Origin of the sequence: Streptomyces sp. 8N616 (assembly GCF_052246385.1) — a bacterium.
Taxonomy (GTDB): Bacteria; Actinomycetota; Actinomycetes; order Streptomycetales; family Streptomycetaceae; genus Streptomyces.
The window spans coordinates 155785-180057 of the sequence record NZ_JBQQBY010000005.1 but is presented as its reverse complement, the minus strand read 5'-3'; the positions used below and the strand labels follow the sequence as shown (position 1 = coordinate 180057).

Annotated in this window: 18 protein-coding genes and 2 pseudogenes; 3 read left to right on the top strand and 17 right to left on the bottom strand. The window is 69.6% G+C overall.

Annotated features, from left to right (window positions below; genetic code table 11):
- Positions 1 to 177: 177 nt before the first annotated feature.
- Positions 178 to 714: a hypothetical protein gene (locus ACTWQC_RS06555; protein WP_443314577.1), complete on the top strand. Its 537-nt coding sequence runs from the start codon at positions 178 to 180 to the stop codon at positions 712 to 714.
- A 165-nt stretch (positions 715 to 879) separates the two neighbouring features.
- Positions 880 to 1401, top strand: coding sequence for a hypothetical protein (locus tag ACTWQC_RS06550; protein ID WP_443314576.1), 522 nt, complete (start codon positions 880 to 882; stop codon positions 1399 to 1401).
- A gap of 37 nt (positions 1402 to 1438) precedes the next feature.
- Here ACTWQC_RS06550 and ACTWQC_RS06545 read toward each other — a convergent pair whose 3' ends face one another.
- The 17 genes and pseudogenes from ACTWQC_RS06545 to ACTWQC_RS06465 form a co-directional block, all read right to left on the bottom strand.
- Complete coding sequence (locus ACTWQC_RS06545; RefSeq protein ID WP_443314575.1) at positions 1439 to 2002, bottom strand: hemerythrin domain-containing protein; 564 nt, start codon at positions 2000 to 2002, stop codon at positions 1439 to 1441.
- A gap of 117 nt (positions 2003 to 2119) precedes the next feature.
- Positions 2120 to 3304: a zinc-dependent alcohol dehydrogenase gene (locus ACTWQC_RS06540; protein ID WP_443314574.1), complete on the bottom strand. Its 1185-nt coding sequence runs from the start codon at positions 3302 to 3304 to the stop codon at positions 2120 to 2122.
- A gap of 228 nt (positions 3305 to 3532) precedes the next feature.
- Entirely contained in the window at positions 3533 to 4516 is a 984-nt protein-coding gene (locus ACTWQC_RS06535) for a streptomycin biosynthesis protein (protein WP_443314573.1), read from the bottom strand.
- A 561-nt stretch (positions 4517 to 5077) separates the two neighbouring features.
- A complete protein-coding gene (locus ACTWQC_RS06530) occupies positions 5078 to 7957 on the bottom strand; it encodes an AAA family ATPase (protein ID WP_443314572.1) in 2880 nt (959 codons plus the stop codon).
- A gap of 573 nt (positions 7958 to 8530) precedes the next feature.
- A pseudogene (locus tag ACTWQC_RS06525) lies at positions 8531 to 8830 on the bottom strand (VapC toxin family PIN domain ribonuclease); the annotation flags it as partial.
- Between the two features lie 2 nt (positions 8831 to 8832).
- A complete protein-coding gene (locus tag ACTWQC_RS06520) occupies positions 8833 to 9672 on the bottom strand; it encodes a hypothetical protein (RefSeq protein ID WP_443314571.1) in 840 nt (279 codons plus the stop codon).
- A gap of 147 nt (positions 9673 to 9819) precedes the next feature.
- Positions 9820 to 11331, bottom strand: coding sequence for a class I adenylate-forming enzyme family protein (locus ACTWQC_RS06515; protein ID WP_443314570.1), 1512 nt, complete (start codon positions 11329 to 11331; stop codon positions 9820 to 9822).
- Positions 11300 to 11716 (bottom strand): holo-ACP synthase, encoded by a 417-nt coding sequence (locus tag ACTWQC_RS06510; protein ID WP_443314569.1) that lies wholly within the window; start codon positions 11714 to 11716, stop codon positions 11300 to 11302. Before ACTWQC_RS06510 ends, ACTWQC_RS06515 begins: the two co-directional genes overlap by 32 nt.
- Positions 11717 to 11749: 33 nt before the next feature.
- Positions 11750 to 12031 carry a phosphopantetheine-binding protein gene (locus ACTWQC_RS06505; RefSeq protein ID WP_443314659.1) on the bottom strand — a complete coding sequence of 94 codons (282 nt, stop codon included), beginning with the start codon at positions 12029 to 12031 and terminating at the stop codon, positions 11750 to 11752.
- An 82-nt stretch (positions 12032 to 12113) separates the two neighbouring features.
- The gene (locus ACTWQC_RS06500; RefSeq protein ID WP_443314568.1) at positions 12114 to 13418 is read right to left on the bottom strand and encodes a diaminopimelate decarboxylase; all 1305 of its coding nucleotides are present in this window, start codon (positions 13416 to 13418) and stop codon (positions 12114 to 12116) included.
- Between the two features lie 393 nt (positions 13419 to 13811).
- Positions 13812 to 18065 carry a caspase, EACC1-associated type gene (locus ACTWQC_RS06495; protein ID WP_443314567.1) on the bottom strand — a complete coding sequence of 1418 codons (4254 nt, stop codon included), beginning with the start codon at positions 18063 to 18065 and terminating at the stop codon, positions 13812 to 13814.
- Positions 18062 to 18535 (bottom strand): effector-associated constant component EACC1, encoded by a 474-nt coding sequence (locus ACTWQC_RS06490; protein ID WP_443314566.1) that lies wholly within the window; start codon positions 18533 to 18535, stop codon positions 18062 to 18064. Before ACTWQC_RS06490 ends, ACTWQC_RS06495 begins: the two co-directional genes overlap by 4 nt.
- Positions 18536 to 19160: 625 nt before the next feature.
- Positions 19161 to 19345: pseudogene (locus ACTWQC_RS06485) on the bottom strand (hypothetical protein); the annotation flags it as partial.
- 27 nt (positions 19346 to 19372) lie between these two features.
- On the bottom strand, positions 19373 to 19780 hold the full coding sequence (msrB, locus tag ACTWQC_RS06480; protein WP_443314565.1) for a peptide-methionine (R)-S-oxide reductase MsrB: 408 nt from the start codon (positions 19778 to 19780) through the stop codon (positions 19373 to 19375).
- Positions 19781 to 19793: 13 nt separating this feature from the next.
- A complete protein-coding gene (gene murC / locus ACTWQC_RS06475) occupies positions 19794 to 21197 on the bottom strand; it encodes a UDP-N-acetylmuramate--L-alanine ligase (RefSeq protein ID WP_443314564.1) in 1404 nt (467 codons plus the stop codon).
- A 122-nt stretch (positions 21198 to 21319) separates the two neighbouring features.
- Positions 21320 to 21787: an indole-3-glycerol phosphate synthase gene (locus ACTWQC_RS06470; protein WP_443314563.1), complete on the bottom strand. Its 468-nt coding sequence runs from the start codon at positions 21785 to 21787 to the stop codon at positions 21320 to 21322.
- A gap of 62 nt (positions 21788 to 21849) precedes the next feature.
- Positions 21850 to 22644 (bottom strand): pyrimidine reductase family protein, encoded by a 795-nt coding sequence (locus ACTWQC_RS06465; RefSeq protein ID WP_443314562.1) that lies wholly within the window; start codon positions 22642 to 22644, stop codon positions 21850 to 21852.
- Positions 22645 to 23148: 504 nt separating this feature from the next.
- Here ACTWQC_RS06465 and zapE point away from each other — a divergent pair.
- Positions 23149 to 24240, top strand: coding sequence for a cell division protein ZapE (gene zapE, locus ACTWQC_RS06460; protein ID WP_443314658.1), 1092 nt, complete (start codon positions 23149 to 23151; stop codon positions 24238 to 24240).
- Positions 24241 to 24273: the final 33 nt, after the last annotated feature.

Below are 24273 nucleotides of genomic sequence, written 5' to 3'. Positions count from 1 at the left end.
CGGTCGAGGGAAGTCGAGGGAAGGGGACACCGAATCCGCTCGGGTCCGATTTGCCCGCTTGTGCGTATTCGCAGCCAGCATCCCGGGTACCCGAGAGGATCAGTCCGGAACGCCGGCACCGGCCGCTCCGGAACTCCGGCACGGGCCGCTCCGGTTCCTGCGCTCGGAAGGATGATGATGGGTTCGGCAACTCCACGGCCGAGCAGCGCCGACGCCGCCGGCCAGATGCTGGGGATCTACCTCAATGATCACTTGGCGGGTGCTACGGCCGGCGTCGAGCTCTCGCGGCGCATGGCTCGGGCACACCGCCGCTCCGGGCGCAGTGACGATGTGAAGAGACTCGCCACGGAGATCGCGTCGGACCGGTGGTCGCTGATCCGCCTCATGGAGGACCTCGACGTTCCCGTCCGCCGGTACAAGTTCTACGGCGCCTGGGCGGGCGAGAAGGTCGGGCGGCTCAAACTCAACGGCCGCCTGATACGACAGTCCGGACTGAGCGTGCTCCTCGAGTTGGAGACCCTTCGGATCGGAGTCGAGGGCAAGGCTCTGCTCTGGAGCGCCCTGCTCGCCGCAGCAGCTGACGATCCGCGCCTGGACGCCGACCGGATCCGCGAACTACGGGACCGGGCCGGGCAGCAGATGGACATCCTGGAGTCTCTGCACGCGGACGCTGCCTCGACGCTCTTTCGGCGCTCCGAGCAAGCGGTCGCGTGAGAAGACCGGATTGCGGCGGCGCAGGGGCCGAAGTGGTGATGTGCGTCATTTGTACGGACCGGCTCGCTAGGTACCGTGGCGGGGCGTTCGGCTCGTACCAGTGCCGTGCCGGCGCACGGGTTGCACAGCCGTACAGCGCCCACCGGCCAAGAGGAGATCGCCGCCGTGCCAGTCGACTTCCCGTCCGTGATAGCCGCCAGTACTCGGTGGCTGATCCGTGCCTACCCAGCCGCCGGCGGAACGATGAACGCGGTTCTCGCCGAAGCACAAGCACGTCAGGCGGCCACGGTGGCCGCCTGGCTGCGCTACCCGACTTCGGTGGATGCCGGTCTGCTCTCCCTGGTGGGGCCGGGCGGTTCCGCACGGCTGGACTGGGTCGTCGGAGCCGACACCTCGGATCTCGAGGACGAGGAGTACGCGTGGCGTACGTGGGTGGACGAGGTCGTGGTGAGCTGGGCGGCAGCTCTGCTGGTGGTTCCCGCACTCGCGGCGGCGGCGGTGTCGGCGCTGTCCGGCTCCGAACACGCCGCCACGCCTGTCGATTTCCGCCGCCTCACGTCCCCCGGCGAGAATGATCGCAGGGCAGCACCCCTGCTGCGGCATCCGGATTTCCTGCGTCCAGTGGTCGAACTGCACAAGCGGGAGCTCCTGGTACGGCTTCGGTCCCGGCCCATATCCACCGAGTGACAAGGGGCGTGCCCAGCTCATCCGCTTCGGGCTTGTCTCAGGGCTGCTTTCCACGGCCGGAGAACGCATCGCGCAGCCGGTCGACGAGCCCTGTGCCCGGGGCGAGCAATTTGTTCGCCGGAGGGGTGTCGGGAGCGGACGGGTGGGGCCGTGTCGGGGCGGCCTTCTTCGCCCTTCGCACCTTCTCCCCCAGATCGTCCAGGACTTCGGCGGAGCAGGCATCACGCAGCTGAGGGAAGAGACGGTTCTCTTCGTCGTCGACGTGCGCACGGATCTCCTGCATGAGCCGACCGACCAGCCGATCGAACTCAGGATCGTCCGCCTCCCGGCTTTCGAGGTCCTTCATGATCTGTTCGGCGGCGGCATGGTCCTCCAGCTCCTTGTCGGCGACGGAGTCGCCGAGCCGAACGTGCTCCCGCACGGCGGGGTAGAGGTAGGCCTCCTCGGCGACAGAGTGTCGTACAAGCTCGATCGTCACCTGATCCGCATAGACCTTGCGCTGCTTCGTTCCCGGCGGCAGCGCCGTGATCTTGCCGAAGAGGTCTTCGACCTCCCGGTGATCCGCGGTGAGCTCCGCGATGACATTTCCTTCGTGTCCCATGTCGGCCTCCTGTCGGGTTGCGATGGCCGGCTCGTCTGCCTCCTTCGACGTGGGAGCCGCCGTACGCAGTTCCCGCTGACGGCGGCCTCTAACGCGGTTGGAGGACCACGTCCCGTTTCACGGCTCGAGGAGGACCTTCACCATGCCGTCGTCCTTGGCCTGGAAGGTCTTGTACGCCCAAGGCGCGTCCTCCAGAGGCACCTTGTGCGTCGCGAAGCCCTCCGCGCCCAGCGGATCGCCGTCGGTGAGCAGCGGCATGAGGTCGTCCACCCAGTGCCTGACGTTCGCCTGGCCCATGCGCAACTGGATCTGCTTGTCGAACATGGTCATCAGCGGGAGCGGATCGGTCATGCCGCCGTAGACCCCGCTCAGCGAGATGGTGCCGCCGCGGCGTACGACATCGATGGCGGTGAGGAGCGCGGCCATGCGGTCCACGCCTGCCCGGCCCATCAGCTTCTCCGCGATGGTGCCGGGCAGCATGCCGGCGAGCTGCTGGGCGATCCTGGCCGCCGGTGCGCCGTGGGCCTCCATGCCGACCGCGTCGACGACCGCGTCGGGGCCGCGGCCGTCGGTCATCCCGCGGATGACGTCACCGACGTCGGACTCGTGCTCGCGCAGGTCCACCACGTCCACTCCGCGCTCCCTGGCCCGGTCCAGCCGTTCCGGGACGAGGTCGACGCCGATGACCTGCCCAGCGCCGCGGTGCAGCGCCACGCGGCACGCCATGTCGCCGATGGGCCCGAGGCCGAGCACGGCCACGCTGCCGCCGGGCGGGACCGCCGCGTACTCCACGGCCTGCCAGGCGGTGGGCAGCACATCGGAGAGGTAGACGAACCGCTCGTCCGGCGGCCCGTCGGGAACCTTGATCGGCAGGGTGTCGGCGAAGGGCACCCGCAGATACTCGGCCTGACCGCCGGGGACCTCTCCGTAGAGCTTGGTGTAGCCGAACAGGGACGCGCCCATGCCGCGCTCGCGGACCTGAGTGGTCTCGCACTGGGACTGCAGGCCTGCCTCGCACATGAAGCACGTGCCGCAGGCGATGTTGAACGGGACCACGACGCGGTCCCCGGCGGACAGCGAGGTCACCTCGGAGCCGACCTCCTGCACGACACCCATGGGCTCGTGTCCGAGGATGTCGCCCTCCTCGAGGAACGGCCCGAGCACCTCGTAAAGGTGCAGGTCGGAGCCGCAGATTCCGCTGGAGGTGATCCGTACGATCGCGTCCGCCGGCTTCTCGATCCGCGGATCGGGCACCGTGTCCACGCGCACATCGCGCTTTCCGTGCCAGGTCAGAGCCCTCATGACGCCCTCCTTCCGAGGCCGGTCTGCAGACCTCTTCCGAAGTGTCCGGGTGCACCCGGACCTCGCGGCCCAAACCCAGCCGGCAGCAGCGCGTCGACGCGCTCGTGAGGGCGGCTACCGTCGCTGCGACGAACGGGCCTCCACGCAACCCTGCGAGGGCGCCGAGCTGCTCCACGACCCCGCCGTCCAACCGGGCGATTGGTCACTTGGACGTCCGGGGGCGGTCGTCTAGGCAGTCTCGGCGACCTTGCGCTGGACCCTCAGCGCGAACTCAGCCCATGTCCCCGCGCACTCGCTCGCCAGATGGGACACGATGCCACCGCAGTGCGGGGGGACCTTCTCAATGAGCTTGTCCAGTTCCTCCATGCTGATCGTGTGGATGGTGAGCAGCCGCAGCAGTGTGCGCCCGGTGTCGCTGAATCGCAACGCCGGGTCCGCCTTGAGCCGTTCCACGACCGCGGCGCGGTCCTGGACCGAGGTCCGGTCGGGCACCGCCACAGGGCCGAAGTTGCTGCGCGGGACGACGGAGCGCTCGCCGTTCGCTTGTTTCCTGCGCGGCTGCGGCAGCGGATCCTCTCCGCGCAGCATCCGGTTCCGCACGTCGCGCACCGTTTCCGGGGATATGGAGGCCGCCCGGGCGACCTGACGCAGTGACAGGCCGGGGTTCGCGGCGATGAGTTCGCTGGCCCGCCTGCGTCCCTCGGCGCCATTGACCGGGCGGACCCGGCCGTCCTGGCCGATCCTGCTCACTTCGGCGACCGGGCCACCCGGTGTCCGTCCGCGGATCTCCGCGACCGTTCCGGGGGCGATGCCGGTGACCGAAGCGATCATCCGGTCCGACCACTGCGGGTGTGAGGCGATGATGCGCCCGGCCGCGCGTTTCCTGTCCGCCGTCGTCAGCGGCAGGCCGTGGGTGATGTTGGATTCGACGGCCAGAACAAAGGCGTCGGCCTCGTCTCCGTCGAAGAACCTGACTGCGATCTTGCTGTGCCCCCGGAGTTCGGCGGCTCGTAGTCGGTGCAGACCGTCGATGATGCGCATCGTCGAGCGGTGCACGGTGATGGGCGGCAGCGGGGCTTGCACCGCCGCCAGGGCCTCCACGTGTTCCGGATCGGCTCCGGAGGTTCGCGGCGAGTCGGCCGTCGACAGCGAGCTGATCTCGACTTCGACGACCATAAGTTGGTCGATCTGCGCATGCCCGGGTATTGCCAACTCAACTCCCCCTAGTGATCTGCTCTCACCCGTGCGCGCGTGCGCCGGCACGCAGAACGGCTCACGCCACGCCGCGGGGCCACCTCCCGCCGTCGACGACCGCCCCAAGCGTCATCGTCCCGGCCCCTCAGACATCGATCCCCGGTTCCCGGCGAACTCCGGCATGGTGCGCCGCAGCTGCGTGGGCTGGTCGGCCGCTGCGGGTGACGCGGCGGCCGTGGACAGCACGGCCCGGCCCGCGAGGAGACGGATCGTCGAAGTTCAGATCTCTACCTGCACTCGGTGCCACTGCCCCTCCCCCGGGAGGCCGTTCCCCACCCCACATAAAAAGGAACTTTCCCTCCAGCCCGACACGTTCACCCTAACAATGCACTTTCCGGCCTGGTACCCCTCATCAACAGCGCGTCTCTGCGGCCGGACACCCCTACTCACCCCTATCGGGGCTCCCGTGGCACCCCAGTGGTGTCGCCCGGCATGGAGCCGTTCGGCTGAGCCGCCATATCCGTTCGGCGTGGCCGCCCCGTGCCATGTTCACTTCGCCTGCACCGCCCGAAGACGGCCCTACACCACCCGGAGTCGGTCGCCCGTGCCGCCGCTCCCGTGCCCCTTGCGTCTGCCCGGGCCCGCGGCGGGGCTGAGTTTCGCCGCAAGGTCCGCGCGACGCTGGACGTCGAGCTTCCGGTACGCACGGGTCAGATGCTGCTCGACGGTGCTGACGGTGATGAACAGCTTGTCGGCGATCTGCCGGTTGGTGTGCCCGTAGGCGGCGAGCGTCGCCACGCGCAGCTCCGCGTCGCTGAGCTCGACGGGCTGTCGGCGGGTGCCGGGCGACCAGGGCCGATCGGGGGGAAGGGAGCTCCCGGTGTCCGCCGTCGGCGGGACGCTGGGGGCGGGGACGCCGCACTCTCTCGCCAACTGCTGCGCCCTGCGCGCCAGTGCCCGCGCCTGGCCGCTGTCACCGAGCTCGCGATGGGCACCCGCCAATTCGCCCGTAGCACGGGCCAGTTCCAGCCTGTGGCCGCGCTCCCGCAGGATCTCGACGGCCTCGCCGAGGAGCGGCAGCCGGTGCTTGGGGGCGAGGGCGCTCGCGAGCACGCGCAGCGAGACGCCGCGCGTCCAGGCGTGCCCGGGGCCGACCAGGGCCAGCTGCTCCTCCGCCAGGGTCCGGGCGCTGCCGTGGTCACCCAGCGACAGCTGGGCCTGGGCGGCATCGGTCCGCCACGGCACCAGTGCGGGCAGGTCGAGCTCCCACCGGGTCATGAGGTCTCCGCACGTGTGGAAGTCGTCGAGCGCGGCGTAGGGACGTCCGGCGGCCAGGTAGTAGTGACCACGCGCCCGGAGATAGAGCAGTCCGTCGGGGGTGTGGAACGCCATGTCGGGTACGGGGATGGTCAGTTGAGCGGCCGCGTCGTCGAGCCGGCCCATGGCGGTCTTGGTGTAGACCGAGGTGGCGACCGGCGCCGCGACGGCCACTCCCCATCCCTCGGGAGGGACAAGGGTGATCGCCGAGTGGGCCGACTCCTCCGCGGCTGCCAGCCTCCCCAGTCGGACGTCGATGCGCGCCTTGGCCGACGCGAGCAGAGCCTGCCACATGGGGGCACGGCGCCCGGTTGCCTCTGTGAACAGGGCCTCGCACCAGAAGGCCGCCTTGTCCAGCCAGTCGGCGGCGATGAGGGAGTTCAGGGCGACGATGAGCGCTGTCAGGGTGCGGTCGTCCAACCGGGTGCCCTGAAGGATCTGCTCCGCCCGGACCACCACATCGCCGGCCGCCCCCTCCAGCAGCGCCTGCATCAAGGTCGCCGCTCGCACATGGGTGCTCCGCGCCGGAGTCGGGGCCTGCTTCGGGACGCCGGGACGGGCCCGGGCGGGGCCGGGCAGTCCGGGATATCTGTAGGCCATCCAGAGCCGTACGTAGTCGAGTCCGTCCCTCGCTCCGGCCTCTGCCTGCCCGGAGACCTCGGCACCGCTTTTCTCTGCGGCGCGGAGTACGTCCAGAGCTTGGTTCACCTGGCCGAACCAGAGCAGGTGTCCGACAAGCTCGTCGGCATGCCGGGGCCCGAGGCGGCCCTCGATCGCGGCGGCAGTGAGCTCGGGCAGGTGCTGGGCAGCGGCGGACGGGTTGACCCGCCATCCGGCCCGGGTCAGCGCGGCTCTGATCGACAGGGACTGCCGCTCGTCGGTGCAGGTGTCGCGGGCGACGCGCAGGCAGGCGAGGGCCAGGCCGACCTCATCGTCGGCCAGCGCCCGCTCGGCTGCCTCAAGGAGTGTGGGCAGCGCCCAAGGAGCGTCGATGGGCCCCGCCACGATCATGTGCTGCACGACCACGGTCGCAGCCGCGCCGTGCTCGTGCAGCACCTGGGCGACGCGGGCCTCGAGGCGAGCGCGGTCCGAGGGCTCCATGCTCTTCAGCACGGCGGAGCGGCCGGCCTCGTGGCGGAACCAACCGGAGCTGAGGAGTCCAGCCTCGTTCAGCGCGCTGAGGCTGCGGTGGGCCGACTCGCGGGTGGTCCCCAGCACCTCCGCCAGCTCGGTGTGCGAGACGTGCGGACCGAGCACCGCCAACGCCCATGCGGTGTGCTGTATCGAGACATCGCTGCGGTACAGGCACGTGGTGACGGCCTGTTCGAAGGCCTCGCCCGGCACCAGCTCGGCAGCCCCGCTCACGCCGCCGGCGCTGCCTCCGCTGCTCGCGCCGCCCCCGCCCGAGGCGCGGTGGTCCTCGATCAGCGCCCGCGTCAGCAGGGGATTCCCGCCGCCGAGCCGGTGGAGGTCCGAGACGAGCGGGCGCGTGCCCCACCCCTCCTGGCCGAGGGCGGAGATCATTTCGGCCACTCCGTGCCGCTGGAGAGGGCGCAGCCGGATAGTGCGGCAGCCGGGCAGCCGCAGCAACTCGACCCGCAAGCGGGTATTTCCGGGCAGGAAGCCGCTGTTTTCCCCCAGCACCACCAGAATACGGCTGGCGTCCAGTCGGCGAGCCAAGTAGAGCACGCATTCCAGGGAATGGGTGTCGACATGGTGTACGTCGTCGATGCGGAGCACCACCGGACTTTCCCTTGCCTTTTCCAGGACAATCCCGCAGAGCTGGGGAATCGCATTCACCACCACGGCGGGCAGTGCTCCCTCGGCTCGCCGCACCGGCGCAGTCACCGCCACCAGGTCCAGCAGCCGTGCCGCGCGCCTGGCGTCCGCGCCCGGCAGATCCGCGCCGAGCAGCAACTGCCCCATCACTCCAAGGGGTAGCTCCCGCTCGGCATCCGACGCTGTGGCCTGGAGCAACAGCGCCCCAGCAGCGATTGCGCGCTCGCCGAAGGCACGGAGCAGCGCGGTCTTTCCGCTGGCCACCGCACCGCTTACCAATAACACTCCACCATGCCCGGCCGCGCAGGCGTCGAGCATGCTCTCCATGATCGATAATTCTTCGTCACGGTCCACCAAGTTCATGAGCCGACTTCCCCCGCCCCCCACATCCGGCGGCTGATTCTTGGAGTGGCACAGATGGTCAGCCGGATCCAATCCTTCAACGTGACCGGCCACGTGTGTGACGATTCTGCCGTACCGGAAAATCGGCCGCCAGCGCCATTTGACCCAATCATGCCGGACAACCGCGAAAATCCGCCACGCACCCCATGATCGGACTTCCTCATTCCGTATCAGGCGATGTCTCTTGTGGGCATTCCCAGGAATCGGAAGGCAATGAGCCGTTTTCCAACCTGCTTGATTGCGGGGCGAGTTGGCGAGAACGCGGGTGCCCGACCACGCACCCGGGGGTGGACTCGCCGCGCCCATGGCGTGGTTCAGCGTCGGCTGCGGAAGGTGCGACGCAGGTCATCGACCCAGCCGTCGGGGATCTCCCAGGGGATGACGTGGCCGCCGCTCTCGTGAGCCCGGGACGACCGGCTCACCCCGCACGGCCGGGAGTTGGGCCCCGGGCTGCAGGCGCTGTGGGACTGGGGCGCCGTCGCACCGGCTCAGCACGCCGAACCCGCCGGCGGCGCGTCGACGTAGCCGAATACGTCAGAGAGGGAGGTCGTCGGGCAGGACCCGGAAGGCCTTGTGGCGGCCGAGAGGGCGCACCGCGCGGAAATCGCGGCGGTCGAGGGTGAGGATCGCGTCGGTGTCGTAGTCGGCGGCAAGGGCTACGTTCACAGCATCAGCGAGGTCGAGGTCGAGGCTGCCGTAGCGGGCACGTACGGACTGCCCGACGCCCAAGTGATCCTCCGTGATCCCAGGCACGGAGACGCGGCCGCGGCGCATCCAGTGCCGGATGTCGTCGATCGCGCTGATGGCTGCCTCGCGACCGAGTTCACGTGTGGCACCTACCCGCTCCCGTCCGCCCCGTGACGCTGTCGGCGCGGGTTGTCCAGCGGCTCCGGCCGCAGCTCGTCGTCGCGCGGCGGAGTGGTCTGCGCGTCGGTGACGTCGGTGGTGCCGTTCGGGCCGTCGAGCGACTCCGGCTCCTCGGCGTCCTCCTCCGCGACCGGCAGCGGCAGTGTGTCGCGCCGGCCCATGACCCACACGCGGTGGGGGTCGAGGAAGTCGATCAGGTCAATGAGCGTGTTGTGGACGGCGGTCAGCCGCTTGAGCCCCGCCTCGGGGGCGTCTGCGAGGCCGTCGATGTAGTCGAGCACGGGTTGGAACCGCCGCGCGTACTCCGGATCGCTCTCGAGCTTCACACGGAACTCCATGTACCCCAGGCAACGCCGACGGGCCTGGTCGGCTGCCTCGGGCACGACCATCAACTCCCCGATGAGCTGTTGTTCGCCCCCCTGCAGCACTCCGGTCCGCCCGTGGTCCTCGTGTCCTGCAATCGCGCCTCTCACCGCGGCGAGCAACTCCACGAGCCGACGATTGCGCCGACGGCTGCCCAGATCGAGGAAGCCCGCCTCCCGGAAGAGGATGTGCACCCAGCCCTGGTACAGGGCCAACCGGTAGAGGCTTTCGTACCGGTTGTACTCGTCCTGCCGGGCCGTGCCAGGCGCGATCTGGGTGACCGGCCGACCGGACAAGATCGCTACGGTGTTGCCCAGGCGCGCCTGCAGGCCCGCCGCTGCCTGGAGCAGGGGATCGCGGTAGCGGCTCACACGGTCACGGCGAGCCTGTTCGCGGTCGGAGTGCTGGCGACGCCACTCGAACAGTCCGCCCAGCATCACGGTCACGATCGCACCCGCTACTGAGACGACTGCTGAGACCAGCGACACGGTGTCCATTGTTGGTGCCCCCTGGCGGATCGCTCGCGTGGCTGCCGAACCTACCGCGGGGCGCTGGCCTAGGAGTTCACTTCAGAGGTTATTCTGAACGATCAGTCATGAACGCCGCCCATACCCTTCCACGTACGTCGCCAGGGCCTTCTTGTCCACCTTGCCGTTGCCGCTGAGCGGCAGCGAGTCAAGGGCAAGGCAGCGGCGAGGGATCTTGTACGGCTCGATCTGCAGACGCAGCGCTGCCAGCGTCTGTTCGGCCGTGAGGTCACCTGTCACCACGAGCACCGACGATGGTCGCGCCGATTCGGGGTGGTGACCGGGCGGCAGGACGGCCGCCAGCCGAACCCCGCGAATGGCCTGTGCGGCGGCCTCGACCTCTGTGGTACTGACCCGGAAACCGCGCTCCTTGTAGATATCGTCGCGGCGGCCTTGGACGTAGAGGTAACCTTCCGGGTCCATCCAGCCGTAGTCACCGGTGCGCAGTGCGGGCTGCTGACCGTCGTCGCGAAGGAAGCGCTGAGCGGTCTGCTCCGGGCACTTCCAGTAGCCGTCCATCACGTGCGGCCCCCGAACGATGAACTCGCCCACCTCGCCCGGCGGCAGTGGGTTGCCGTTTTCGTCCGCGACGTGCACATGAGTGCCCGGCAGAGGTCGCCCTGATGCGCCGGGGCGTCGAAGGTCCTCGTCGGGTGGGTTGATCGCGACGCGTTTGCACTCGGTGAGCCCGTACATGAGCTGCACGCTCATGTGCGGCAGGGCGGCGCGAAGCTGGGCGAGCGTCTTCGGCGGCATTGCCGCTCCGGTATTGGTCAGCAACCGCAGGGGTGGCGGCTCGCCCTGGTGACGGGCGAGGAGCCAGGCCAGTGTTTCCGCGATGGCGGGGAGCGCGGGCAATACCGTGGCTTGGGATCTTACGAGATTGCGCAGCAGCGGCGGCCCGGCTTCGGCCGTGGAGCCCAGCCTGATGTGGGCTCCGCTGAGCAGGCCGAGGAACAGTTGGTATTTGCCGTAGTCGAAGGACAGGGGGAGAGGTGTGTAGACGACGTCATCACGCCGGTATTTCAGCCGACTGTGTATGGCTCGGGAGACAAAGGCCGCCTGCTGGTGAGTCGTGACCACGGCTTTGGGCCGAGAGGTGCTTCCGGAGGTATAGATCAGGCACAGGGGGCGATCCGGCGAGAGGGATTCCGGCACGGTTCCGGCGGGTGGTTCGCTGTCACTTGCCGAGGCGATCGCGCCGCTGTCAACGACGCGGACGCCTCGCCTGATCGCCACCTTCTGCATGTCGGGATCGTCCGCGACGACGAGCGCTGGGCTGGTGTCGTCGAGCACATGCTCCATGGCGGCACCGGTGGTCTTCTCATGGAGAACGCAGTACACCGCTCCGATGCGTGATGCGGCATACATGAGTTCCGGGACGACGACCGAGGTCGGAACGGCGATCACGACGATGCCGCCGCGGGGAACCCCGGTGCGCCACATCCATGAGGCGAGGCGGACACTCTCCGCGCGCAGCTGACCGTATGTGAGTTGTCGGCCTGCGCTGGTGATCGCAGGAGAATCCGGGGTCTTCTCGGCACGCTCATCGAGCCAACGGTGAAGGAGATTCTCCATGGTTCCCTTCCCAGCCCGTGTCAGCGGCCGCCACCGCGAACACGAGCGCCTTTTTGTGCGTGATGGTGACGTTGATTGTTGTGACGGAGAGGTTTCTGGCGATGGTTCGGGCTCTCCTGTGCAACGTGACCACGGGTTGTCCGGACGGGTGGCGGAGAATCTCGACGTCGTGCCACCATGCGCCGCAGACGAAGCCGGTTCCCAGCAATTTCACGACGGCTTCTTTCGCGCAGTAGCGGCCCGTGAGGAACTCCGCCCGCCGGGAACCGGCCATGCCGTCGACGAGCCGAAGTTCCTCTGCGGTGAAGGCCCTTTTCAGAGATCGCTCCCGCGACAGGACAGGTTCCAGGTCGTCGACGGTCAACAGGTCCGCTCCGATTCTCACGCGGCACCCTTCCCTGGCTGTTTCACCCGGTACTTACGCGCTCGCGCTCTCGGCCGGAGGTGCGCCTTCCAGCCGCTTCGCGACGAAATCGGCCAGGGTGCCGACCGTCGCGAAAATGCACTCGTCGAGTTCATGCGAGTCCTCGATGGCGATACCTGCGCGGTCCTCAATCTCCCCGAGCAACGTCAGCAGGTCAGTGGAGTCGAGGTGCAGGCCATCGACCAGACCCGTCCTGTCATCAAATTCCACGTCAGTGGTCGGCCGGACGCTCTTGATGGCCTCACGAACCACATCGGCGCCATGCTTGCTTGGCATCACTCATTACTCCTCAGCGACTTGGTTCAAGGAAGTCTTACGTGGTTTTCTTCATCGAACAGGGTGCGCCGTCACGGCACGCTCAGGACGAGCGCGCCCCCAGGGCACCGGGCTCTGCGTCGTCTTGAAAATCCACACGGATCTGGCGGGACAGCAGGTCCTCGGCAGTGTCACGCTTCCGGATCAGATGGTGCCGGCCCTTGTAGGCCAGGACCTCTGCCGGGAACCCCTGACCATTCATGTAGGCGATGGAGGCTGTCGGCCCGTACGCGCCGTACATGTGCACACCGATGAGCTCGCCCGGCTGGACCTCGGGAAGCGTCACGTTCCTGGCGATCACGTCGGTCGGCGTGAGGAGTGGGCCGGTTACGTGGCAGGGGCCGGCAAGCGGACGGTCGATGTCGGACAGGAACTGGGTCGGGAAGTTCCGCTTCACGGCGGTTCCCAGGCCCACGGCCGCCATGGCCGCATTGGTTCCGCCATCAGTGATCACAAATCGTTCGCCCCGCGAAAACTTGATGTCCCGGACTCGGGTCACGAACGTGCCGCTCCGGGCGACGAGGTAGCGGCCCGGCTCCATCGCAACCGCGGCGTCGGGGTGACGGCTGCGGAATGCCGTGACCGCTTCGTTGATGCCCTTGACCATCACGTCTTCGTCGGGGTCGGTCTCGCCCGGGAAGTACCCGAGTCCGATGCCGCCGCCGATGTCGACCATCGTGACGGTGATTCCCAGGGCGTCGGCCGCCTTGTCCGCCAGGTCGAAGATGCGGCCGGTATTCGCGACGACGACATCCGCATCCAGAATCCGCGTTCCGGTGTAGACCTGGATACCGATGATCTCCGTGTTCGGATGACGGCGGACAAGGTCGGCCGCATCCAGCAGTTGCTCCTCATCGACACCGAACTGACGAGGCCGTCCGGCCATCGTCAGCCGCCCGCCTTGGACTCCGAAGCTGGGGTTCACGCGCATCAGCACGCGTGTGCGCTTACCGGCCGCCCTGCTGAGCGCGTCGATCCGGCCCAATTCTGTGAAGGACTCGCAGATGATGGCCCGGACGTCACCTGCCACCAGCAGTTCCAGTTCCTCCCGGCTCTTGCCAGGGCCGGTGAAGAGGATGCGGCTGGGATGGACACCCGCCGCCAGTGCGGTCTTGAACTCGCCGAGGGAGCATACCTCCGCGCCCGCACCCAGCCGGCGCAGGAGGCTTACGATGCTCACGTTGGGGTTGGGCTTGAGTGAGTAAAACATCTGGACATGCTTGTCGAGACCGGCACGCAGAGCGTGATAGGTGCGTTCGATCTCATCCCCGTCATAGACGTATAACGGGGTACCGAACTCCTCGGCGATCTTCGAGATGCCGACTCCTTGGACTTCGTACTCACTCATGGTCTTTTCCTCGCTTTCGCTGATGGTTGGGACGGATGGCGGACGAACGCCGACGTGTTCACCTGGGCAGGCGGGAACGGCAAGACTGGAATCGCGTTCCGAAGCGCCAGTCCGAACGCGTCGGCATCCGTAAGGCACCTCTTCTCCGTACGACGCAAGGGATCGATCAGGGGAACGACACCGACCGTTGTCCCGTTACCGCGTTATCCAGTCGGCTTAACTGACCGCACTAGGGTGCTCGAGGCGGCAACTTGACGTCAAGCAGGCGCACTTGAAAAAGCAGCAGAAATACGTGCGCCTGTGCGCCGCGGAGAACAACACCAAGTTTGCCGTCCAACTCAGCCATTTCTGCTATGGGCTGCGCTGCTACTCATCTGTGGGCCTGACAATTGCTCATGTTTCTTTTCGGCCGGACGCTGGGCACGTGGGTGAGTAGGGTAGCTGCGGGAGCAATTGGGCCCACTGGGCGCGACTGATCGGCCGGATGAGCTCGCAGCTGCGTTTGGTCACCTGGGCCGGGTCGGTGTCCCACAGCCGGACCGTACCGTCGGCGCCGGTGGTGGCGAGAGTGCGCCCCTCAGGGCTGAACGCCACGCCGTAGGCGCTCCCGGTGTGCCCGGTAAGCGCGGCCACGAGTCGCCGGTCGGCCACGTCCCACAACTTGACGGCCTCGTCGTAGCTGGTGGTGGCCAGGGTTTGTCCATCGGGACTGAACGCCACCCCGTAAGCGCTTCCGGTGTGCCCGGTCAGGGTGGTGATGTGGCGGCGGCTCGCCACGTCCCACAGCCTGACCGTACTGTCGGAACCGGCAGTGGCGAGGGTTTGTCCGTCAGGGCTGAACGCCACCTGCCAGATATTTCCGGCGTGACCGGTGAGCGTGGCCACCTGGCGCCGGCTGGGCACGTCCCAAAGCCTGACTTCGCCGTTGGAGTTCGTGCTGACCAGAGTGCGGCCATCGGGGCGGAACGCCACGTTGTTCGTGGCGGTGCCGTGACCCTCGTGACCGGTCAGCACGGCGACCTGCCGGTAACTGGATGTGTCCCACAATTTGATCGTCCCGTCACCGCTGGTGGTGGCAAGGGTGCGTCCGTCGGGGCTGAACGCCACGCCTCCGACGGCGTCCACGTGGCCGGGGAGTCGGGTGATCCTGCGGCGGCTGGACGTATCCCACAGCCTGACCGTGCCGTCGTTGCTCGCCGTGGCCAGCGCACGCCCGTTGGAGCTGAACGCGATGCCCCGGACCGCGTGGGTATGGCCGGTCAGGGTAGCGATCACACGGCGTTCAGCGGCGTCCCACAGCCTGACCGTCCCGTCATCCCCGGCGGTCGCCATCGTGTGCCCATGAGGGCTATACGTCAGCACACCGTTGGAGACCAGGGGCCGGGGGGTGAGGATTGCGTCGCTGAGGCTCCACAGCACGGCGCTCTTGTCGTAGCCGACGGTGGCGAGGGTGCGTCCGTCGGGGCTGAACACCGCACCGTAGACGTTGCCGGTGTGGCCGGTCAGCGTGGTGATCTTGCGGTGGCTGGCCATGTCCCACACTTTGACCGTCTCGTCCCTGCTGGTGGTCGCGAGGGTGTGCCCATCTGGGCTGAACGCCACGCCCACGACGGCGCCGGCGTGCCCGGTGACCGTGGTGGCCTTGCCGTTCCTGGCCGTGTCCCACAGCCTGGCGGTGCCATCGTTGCTCGCCGTGGCAAGGGTGCGTCCGTCGGGGCTGAAGGTCACTCCGTTGACTTCGCCGGTGTGGCCGGTCAGTGTGGCACGCTCGCGGCGGCGGGTCGTGTCCCACAGTTTGACGGTCTTGTCGCGGCTGGTGGTGGCCAGAGTACGTCCGTCGGGGCTGAACGCCACCCCGTTGACCTCGCCCACATGCCCCCTCAGCGTCGCAAGCTCACGGCGGCCGGCCACATCCCACACCTTCACCGACCTGTCGCGACTCGCCGTAGCCACAGTCCGCCCATCAGGACTGAACGCCACCCCACTGACCCCACCCACATGCCCCCTCAGCGTCGCAAGCTCACGGCGGCGAGCCACATCCCACACCTTCACCGACCTGTCGCGACTCGCCGTAGCCACAGTCCGCCCATCAGGACTGAACGCCACCCCACTGACCTCACCGGCGTGACTGGTCAACCGGGCAGCGAAGTATCGGCTTTGGGAGCTGAGGAGCGCGCTCCGGGCCTCGACGAGGGTGGGATCATGCTCGAAGGCTTCGACGGCCTGCAATATCGACGCCTCCGGTTTACCGGCCGCGGCCAGCATGAAGGAGTCGGCCGCCAGCTTCCGGGCCACGGCGATCCGTCGCTGGTCCTGTGCGCTCTGGCGTTGCTGGAAGGCGACACCGCTTGCCGTAAGGGCCAGTACGAGCAGGGTGGCCAGCGTGATGACCAACTGGCGTCGGCGCCGGGTGCGCCGCAGGGCGGCCCGGCTGCTGGCATCCAGGAACGTGCGCTCCAGCGGCGTGAGATCGGCGTGGTGTGCGGGGTCGGCGGCCCAGTCGCGGGCCAGGTCAAGGGCAGTGCCTTGGTAGAGATGGGCGGATTCCCGGTGGGCACGGTCCCAGGCATCGGCGGCTCCGGTGAGCTGCTGATGGATACGCAGCCCAGCCCGGTCTGTGGCGATCCACTCGTGAAGCCGCGGCCAAGCCCGCAGCAGGGCCTCGTGGGTGATCTCGGCGGTGTCCGCATCGAGAGTGACGAGCCGTGCGCCGACGAGGGCTTCCAGAGCCGCAAGGGCGGTGTCGGGGGCGGGTAGATCATGAATCAGACGGGTGCGGTTGACTCGACGGCGGGTGTCCTCGGTGCCCTCGCCGACCTGGACCATCCGCAACATGAGGAGGCGGGCTGCCTGCTGCCCCACGGGGTCGAGCTGGCCGAAGGCCGCCTCGGCGGTGGCGGCGACCGCGCCTTTGATGCCGCCTGCCTTCTGGTATCCGGACACCGTCAGCGTGTGGTCCTCGTGGTGCTGCCAGGTGGCGCGCAGGGCGTGGGCGAGCAGGGGCAGCGCCCCGGGAGCGTGGCTCTGCTCGGCCTCATCGCTGGTGTTCAGATCGCGTAGCAGAACCTCGACCAGTCCCGCTTGCAGGGCATAACCGGTGACCCCGACAGGGCGGACGATCGCGTCCCGCACCTCGGAGGCGTTCATGGGACCGACGACGACCGGGGTGTTCTGCAGTGAGGGCCGCAACTCGGGGTAGGTGGCGCAGTGGCCGTAGAAGTCCGCCCGTACTCCCAGGACGACCAGCGCCGGCGGTTCGTCGCCACCGTCGCCACCGGCGATGGCGCACAACGCGCGGACGAACGCGCGGCGCTCGTCCTCGTCGGCGCACTGGGTGAAGACCTCCTCGAACTGGTCCACGACCACGACCAGCCGTACACCGGTGATCTCTGCCTGCCCGGCGCGTTCGCGCAGCATGGCGCTCACGGCAGCGGTCAGGCGGCCCGGCTTGTCGGCCCACTGCTCGGGTTGCTCGGATTTCTGGGATCGGTCGGGTAGCTCGGGCAGGCGCACTTCCGCGGCGCCCGCCAGCCGCCCCAGCCGGGTCGTCAGCTCGGTCAGCGGATGCTCTGTCGGGGTGATGAGCAGATGCGGCCAGGTCTTGGATCCGGGTACCGGCACATCTCCCCTGGCCAGGGCGGGGAGCAAGCCGGCGCGGAGCAACGAGGACTTGCCGGAGCCGGAGGGGCCGACCACCACCAGCGGGCCGGTCGTATCCATGCGTCCGGCCAGCGCGTCGGCCAGTTCCGCGGTCAACCGCTCCCGTCCGAAGAACCACTGGGCCTGGCCGGGGCCGAAAGCCGTCAGCCCGGGATACGGGCACACCGGCGATGCTCCGCTGTCGGAGGCCGAGGACGGCCCGGGCGAGGCCGGGCCGCCGAGGGCGGGCGGCGGCTTGTAGGCCGGGTTCGGGCAGAGCACCAGATCATCGATCCACGAACTGCCGTGATGGCGAGGGCGCGGGAAGCCCCGCGCGGGCAGGGCCCGGTTCAGGTAACGGCAGGCGTGACGCAGCGTCAACTGCCTTGGGCCTTCCGTATCCCCCTCGGTTAGCAGGCGGATCAGCTCACCGGTGAAAGCGGTGTGCGCGGCTCCGGGCGGGGCCAGCGCCAGTTCATCCCGGGCTGCGGCGGCCAGGACGTACCCACCATGCACCCTGGCCAGGTCGGCCTCCTGCCCGTCGGCGTCGCCGAGGACGCCCACCGCCCGCCCGGAGAAACAGCAGTCGAGCACGACGACGATCGACCGGGCCGGGGTCTGCAACAGCGAGTCGCGGATCGCCGTGTAGGCCAGTGCCGTGTGCGCCACCCGGCTGGGACGCGGGTCGGTGGCCGTCGTGGCCAGGTATAACTCACCGGCGGGGCTCACCAGCCCGTGGCCCACGTAGTGGACCCACAGCACGCCTTGAGCCCGCTCGGCTTCCTCTGCGACAGCGAGCCCCAGTTCGGTGGGGTTCGCAGGGTCCCGCAGGATGCGCAGGTTCTCCTCCGCCAGTCCGCACCGCTCCACCAGCGCCTGTCCGAGGTCGGTGAGGGTGCCGACCACCGCCGGAACCCGCGGCAGCCCGGAGGCTGCGGTGTGTGTGCCGGTACCCATCAGCAGCACCCGGGTTCCCGGTGTGCTCAACGTCGTTGTGAGCGTCGTCATGAGCACCCCTGCCCGGATGCGTTGCCCGGGCTGCTGCTCCCGGCCCGGCCGGCGGCCAGCGCGCCCTGCTCCAAGGCAGGTGGATCCGAATCCACCAGTCGGGACAACTCCCCGACCAACTCCCGCACTTCAGCCATGTCCGTGCTGCGGACCCGCTGGGCCGAGACCTCCACACCGGCCCCATCCGGCCGGGTCACCTTGCACACCACCTCACCCGTGCGGTGCCGCATCCAGGAGATGACCGCGCTCGCCAGCACCGCCGAAGCCCCGCCAGGGGCCAGCACGACCGCCAGCGTCTCCGGGACTGAGCCGAGAGTGCCGCGGCGTGGCGGCTGCTCGACCAGCCATACCCGGCCCCGCAACTCCTCCTCCGCAGCCAGCCACCCATGCAAGGACCGCAGCTCGTCAGCAGCTTCGGCAGCCCCTGCGCCTGTGACTCCTGCCGCCGTGACCTCGACTGTTAGATCCATCAGCCCCCCACCCGACACTCATGTCGATCCCGGACTCCGACACCGCCGACGAGGACCACGGCTCCCGCTCTCCTTCGCAGGACCAGGCACTGGCGGCCGAGAGCCGCAGACGGTAGCGGAAATCTCCCGGGTGGTTACGGGGGCGAGGAAGTCCAGGCCTCCCCTCGTCCGACTCCGGTCCCGGCTTTGCCCTGCTAACCGGCTGCGGCGAGGCAGGCCCGCCACCGGGGCGACGGATGGTGGTGAACCGGAGCCTGAGGGAGCGCCCCGCCGACAACGCGCCCCCGCACCCCCGGGTGAGCTCCTGGGAGTCTGTCGGTCTTCCACCGGCGGGTGCCGCGCAAGCCCTGGCCCCGGCTCGCCGCATCCGGACAATTCCGCGGTCCGGCGGCCGGCGGAAGTCTCGGTCGGCCTCGCCTCACAGCTCTCGGCACGTGCGGTGAGCCAGAGCGAGGCCATACGTCGTGTGAAGGATCAGTCATACGAACTCTCGGAGGCCACCCTGGGCTCTGTCGTATTCGGAGCCTCACGCCGCGTACAAGCCGGCACGCCGCGCGACGCGGGCCGGCCCTCACCCTCGCTCTGAGCCGGTGACCACGTAGTTCGTCGTCCCGAATCCATCAAAGGCACAGCCGAGACCGAGATCGAGGCCGCTGTAGCGGGCACGTACGGACTGCCCGACGCCCAAGTGGTCCTCGGTGATCTCGGGCATGGAGACGCGGCGATCTCGGGCATGGAGACGCGGCCCCGGCGCATCCAGTGCCGGATGTCGTCGATCGCGCCGATCGCCGCCTCGCGGCCGAGCTCGCGCAACAGCGCTGCTCGGCAACAGCGGCGTCAGCCCTCGTCGGGGACCAGCCTCAGCGAGATGCTGTTGATGCAATAGCGCTGGTCCGTCGGGACCGGGTAGCCCTCGCCCTCGAAGACGTGGCCCAGGTGGGAGCCGCAGCGGGCGCAGCGGACCTCCGTACGCACCATGCCGAACGAGCGGTCCTCGATCAGCTCGACCGCATCGGAGTCCTTCGGGTCGTAGAAGGACGGCCAGCCGCAGTGCGACGCGAACTTCGTGTCGGAGCGGAAGAGCTCGGCGCCGCACGCCCGGCAGGCGTAGACGCCGGTCGTCTTGGTGTCCGTGTACTCGCCGGTGAAGGCGGGCTCCGTGCCGGCCTCGCGGAGCACCTTGTACTCCTCGGGGGACAGCTCGGCGCGCCACTGCTCGTCCGGCTTCTGGACCTCGTAGGCCATATCGGCTCTCTCCTCAGTTCTCCAGGCGGGCGAGGATCCTGGGACCGAGGTCGGTCACATCGCCCGCGCCCATCGTGAGAACGAGATCACCGGGCTTCGTCATTCCTGCGATCACGTCCGGTGCGGCGGCCATGTCGTGCTCGGCCCGTACGTCCGCGCCGGCGGCCGCCGCCGCGTCGATGATCAGGGCGCTGGTGACGCCGGGGAGCGGGTCCTCGCGGGCCGGGTAGATGTCGAGGACCACGGAGGCGTCGGCGAGGGTCAGCGCCTCGCCCATCTCCTTGCCGAGCTCCTGCGTACGCGAGAAGAGGTGCGGCTGGAAGACGACGAGGATGCGGGAGTCCGCGGCGGCCGCGGCGCCGCGCAGCGCCTCCAGGTCGGCGGTCATCTCGGTGGGGTGGTGGGCGTAGGAGTCGATGACCTGGACGCCCCTGGCCTCGCCCTTGAGCTGGAGGCGGCGGCCGACTCCGGTGTACGCGGTGAGGGCCCGGGCGAGGTCGGCGGGCGCGATTCCGAGGCGGGCGCCGGCGGCCAGCGCGGCCACCGCGTTGTGCGCGTAGTGGCGGCCGGGGACGGAGACGGTGAAGGTGATCTCCTCGCCGCTGCCGTCGAAGGCGACCGTGACCTCGCTGGTCATGCCCTTCGGGGTGATCTTCAGGATCCGGACGTCGGCGCCCTCGTCCTCGCCCACGCGCACGACGTTCAGGCCCTCGCGGCCGGTGACGCGCGCGGCGAGCTCCCGGGCGCCGGGGTGTTCGCCGACGACGAGGTGGCCGCCGGGGCGGATCTTGGCGACGAAGGCCTCGAAGGACTCGTAGATCTCGTCCAGCGAGGCGTAGTTGGCGTGGTGGTCGAGCTCGACGTTGAGGACGATGGCGACCTCGGGGTCGTACTTCTGGAAGCTGCGGTCGCTCTCGTCGGCCTCGGCGACGAAGATCTGGCCGGTGCCGTGGCGGGCGTTGGTGCCTGGTCCTGCGAGGTCGCCGCCGATCGCGTACGAGGGGTCGAGGCCCAGCTCGGCCAGCGCCACGGCCAGCATCGAGGTGGTCGTGGTCTTGCCGTGCGTGCCGGCGACGGCGATCGGGCGCGTGTCCCGCATCAGCGAGGCGAGCGCGTCGGAGCGGTGCACGACGGGAATCCCGAGTTCGGCGGCGCGGGCCAGCTCGGGGTTGTCGGTGCGGATCGCGGACGAGACGACGACGCTGGTCGCGTCGTCGGCGAGGTGCTCGGCGGCGTGGCCGATGTGCACGGTCGCGCCGAGCGCCCGCAGGGACTCTGCGGTGGCGGACTCCTTCGCATCGCTGCCCGCGACCTTGGCACCGCGCTGGGCGAGGATCTTCGCGATGCCCGACATTCCGGCGCCGCCGATGCCGATGAAGTGCGGTCGGTCCATGGCGGAGGGGATGCCGGGTGCCATGCGTGCGTCTCCCAGGTCGGTGTGGCCGTACGAGCGGTGGGCGGCGGTGCGCCGGCGGGGCTCGCGCTCGTCAGGCGCGGTCGTAGGTCGCGGTCGTCGTGCTCGCTGTGCGAGGGGACAGCCTATTCGGTGTGGGCGTACAGCTTGAGCACGGGGACGCCGACCTTGTGGCGGGCGCGGGAGGTCCAGTCGCGGTGGAAGAACTCCTCGACCAGGTGCGGCCGGGTCAGGACGATCACCTCGTCGGCCTTGGTCTGCTCCACGATGGAGCGCAGCAGCTCCAGCGGCTGCTTCTCGACGACCTGGCCGATGGCTTCGCTGCCCGCCTCGCGCAGCGCCTCGAGGGAGTGGTTGAGCGCCCGCTCGGCGGGCTGGAGAGCGGCCTGCCCCTCGGGCTCCCTGCCCTCGCGGACGGCTTCGTCGAGCTCGCCGAGCGCCACGTCGTCCAGGGCCCGCAGCAGGCGGTCCTGGTCCCCGTGCGGCTGCATGAGCACGACGAAGGAGGTCGGCTCGTCACCGTGCAGGCTGGTGACGAGTTCCACATCGGTGGGAACCAGCGGCTTCTCGATCATGAGTACGGTCGTGAACACGGCAGGACCCTCCGTCCTCGCGGGCCACACGCTCTACGGAAACCATCATTCCGCACCGAATGTCAGATCCGACGGTAACGAGTGAAGAGAAACCCGGCCTCCTCCAGGACGGACGTCAGGGTGAACCGGCCGGGATCGGCAATCGCATGCCCGTCCATGATCCGCGGCGCGGCGCCGACGGTGACCAGGGGCGCGAGCGTCAGGCACAGCTCGTCGAGGTCTCCGCTGGCCGCGAACTGGCCGAGGAGGCGGGGACCGCCCTCGGTGAGTAGCCGGGTGTGGCCGCGGTCGGCGAGCGCCTGCACGGCCCCGTCGGGATCGATGCCCTCGCCGTCCCCGGCGATGATCACGTCGGCGCCGGCGGCGCGGGCGGCGTCGGCGCGGTGGGTGTGGTGGGCGGCGCCGGTGAGCACGATGGTGGGGACGACCGGCTCGGAGAAGAGCGGGCCGGCGAAGTCGAGGTCGAGGCTGGCGGTGACCACGGCGATCGCGGGCGCGGGCGCCTGCCCGAGCGCCTTGCGGCGCTCGGCGAACGCCTTCCGCGCGCGAGCGGGCCGGTACCCCTCGTGCCGTACGGTCTCGGCGCCGACCACGACCACGTCGGCGAGGCCGCGCAGCACGCCGAAGATCCGCATGTCGGCGTCGGAGGAGAGCGGCTGCGACCGGCCGCCGTGGTGGGCGGCGCCGTCCAGCGACGACACCATGTTGCCGCGCAGCCAGGCGCGGCCGGAGGCGCCGGGCTCCTCGGGATACGCGTAGGCCTCGGCGAGCTCGTCGAGATTCCACTCCCGCCACTCGCGATCGGCGAGCAGCTCGGGGGTGGCGGCGCTGCGGTCGGGGGGGAACAGGCGTCGCATATGGGCAGTCTGACATGGTGCCCTCGCCGGGCGGGCCATGCGGAATCCCGGTGCCAGGCGCCGGTCGCCCCCGGCCCCGGGGGCGGGGCGAGCCCGCGCGGGCCCGGGAGGTCCCGGGCCCCGGACCGGGCTGCCGGGACGCGGACACCTAGCCGGGCCGGCCGCGGGCGCCGAGCCGGGCCTGGGTCCGGCGGGCGCCGGGCCGGGGCGGGCGCCGGGACGGACCCGGGCGCCAAAGCGGACCCGGGCGCCGGGACGGACCCGGGTACCAAAGCGGACCCGGGTACCAAGGCGGACGCGGTTGCGAGGGCGGACCTGGGTGGTACGACGGACCTGGGTGGTGCGGCGGACTCGGGCGAGGCTCGCTGCAGGTTGGCGGGGATTCCGCGCGGAGTGCAGGGCCGGCAGAGGCGGGTGGCGCCCGCGGGGGTTCGGGCCTGCGGGGCCCAGGTCACAGCGGCGTCCTCCTCGGAGGGATTACGCTGAGGGGCTGTGTCGTCATCCGTGCATGCATCCGAGCCGGGCTCGAAAGCCGCCGCTTCCCCCGACGGGAGTCCCCTCGCGCTGTGCGGGCGCGAGCCCCACGTCCCCGCCGAGCGGCTCGTCGCCGAGATGGTGCCGCCGCCGCGGTTCGACGCCGTCCGCTTCGCGACGTACGTACCGGACTCCGCGCAGCCCAGCCAGGCCGAGGCCGTCCGCGTGCTCAGCGGCTTCGCCGACGGCATCAGCGGGGCCACGGCCGCCGGCGGCGGCAAGCGCCGCTGGTTCGGCAGGAAGCCCGCCGCCCCGTCCGGCCCCCGCGGCGTCTACCTCGACGGCGGGTACGGCGTCGGCAAGACGCACCTCCTCGCCTCCCTCTGGCACGCCACCCCCGCCACCCCCGACCGCAAAGCCTTCGGCACCTTCGTCGAGCTGACGAACCTCGTCGGCGCCCTCGGCTTCCAGCAGACCGTGCAGACCCTCAGCGGCCACCGCCTCCTCTGCATCGACGAGTTCGAGCTCGACGACCCCGGCGACACCGTGCTCGTCTCCACCCTCCTCGGCAAGCTCGTCGACGCGGGCGTCGCGCTCGCCGCGACCTCCAACACCCTGCCCGGCAAGCTCGGCGAGGGCCGCTTCGCCGCCGCCGACTTCCTGCGCGAGATCCAGGGCCTGGCCGCGCGCTTCCGGCCGCTGCGGATCGACGGCGAGGACTACCGCCACCGCGGGCTGCCCGAGGCCCCGCCGCCGTATTCCGATGAGGAGGTCACCCGCGTCGCGTACCGCACCGCTGGTGCCTCGCTCGACGACTTCCCGTCTCTCCTCGGCCACCTCTCCCGCGTGCACCCGAGCCGCTACGGCGCGCTCTGCGACGGCGTCGAGGCCGTCTGCCTGACGGACGTGCAGGCCGTGCCCGACCAGTCGACCGCGCTGCGGCTCGTGGTCCTGGCCGACCGGCTGTACGACCGGGAGGTGCCGGTGGTTGCCTCCGGCGTGCCGTTCGACCGGCTCTTCGGCGAGGAGATGCTGAAGGGGGGCTACCGGAAGAAGTACTTCCGGGCGATCTCGCGGCTCACCGCGCTGGCGCGCGACGCGAAGCCGCTCGTCGAGGCGTAGTCGGGGGCGTGACCGAGGGGCTCGCGGCGCGGG

Excerpts from the sequence above, each read along its gene's own strand:
- ACTWQC_RS06555 (WP_443314577.1), top strand. The coding sequence starts at position 178 with ATGGGTTCGGCAACTCCACGGCCGAGCAGCGCCGACGCCGCCGGCCAG.
- ACTWQC_RS06545 (WP_443314575.1), bottom strand. The coding sequence starts at position 2,002 with ATGGGACACGAAGGAAATGTCATCGCGGAGCTCACCGCGGATCACCGG.
- ACTWQC_RS06540 (WP_443314574.1), bottom strand. The coding sequence starts at position 3,304 with ATGAGGGCTCTGACCTGGCACGGAAAGCGCGATGTGCGCGTGGACACG.
- ACTWQC_RS06530 (WP_443314572.1), bottom strand. The coding sequence starts at position 7,957 with ATGAACTTGGTGGACCGTGACGAAGAATTATCGATCATGGAGAGCATG.
- ACTWQC_RS06515 (WP_443314570.1), bottom strand. The coding sequence starts at position 11,331 with ATGGAGAATCTCCTTCACCGTTGGCTCGATGAGCGTGCCGAGAAGACC.
- ACTWQC_RS06505 (WP_443314659.1), bottom strand. The coding sequence starts at position 12,031 with ATGCCAAGCAAGCATGGCGCCGATGTGGTTCGTGAGGCCATCAAGAGC.
- ACTWQC_RS06500 (WP_443314568.1), bottom strand. The coding sequence starts at position 13,418 with ATGAGTGAGTACGAAGTCCAAGGAGTCGGCATCTCGAAGATCGCCGAG.
- ACTWQC_RS06495 (WP_443314567.1), bottom strand. The coding sequence starts at position 18,065 with ATGACGACGCTCACAACGACGTTGAGCACACCGGGAACCCGGGTGCTG.
- ACTWQC_RS06490 (WP_443314566.1), bottom strand. The coding sequence starts at position 18,535 with ATGGATCTAACAGTCGAGGTCACGGCGGCAGGAGTCACAGGCGCAGGG.
- msrB (WP_443314565.1), bottom strand. The coding sequence starts at position 19,780 with ATGGCCTACGAGGTCCAGAAGCCGGACGAGCAGTGGCGCGCCGAGCTG.
- murC (WP_443314564.1), bottom strand. The coding sequence starts at position 21,197 with ATGGCACCCGGCATCCCCTCCGCCATGGACCGACCGCACTTCATCGGC.
- ACTWQC_RS06465 (WP_443314562.1), bottom strand. The coding sequence starts at position 22,644 with ATGCGACGCCTGTTCCCCCCCGACCGCAGCGCCGCCACCCCCGAGCTG.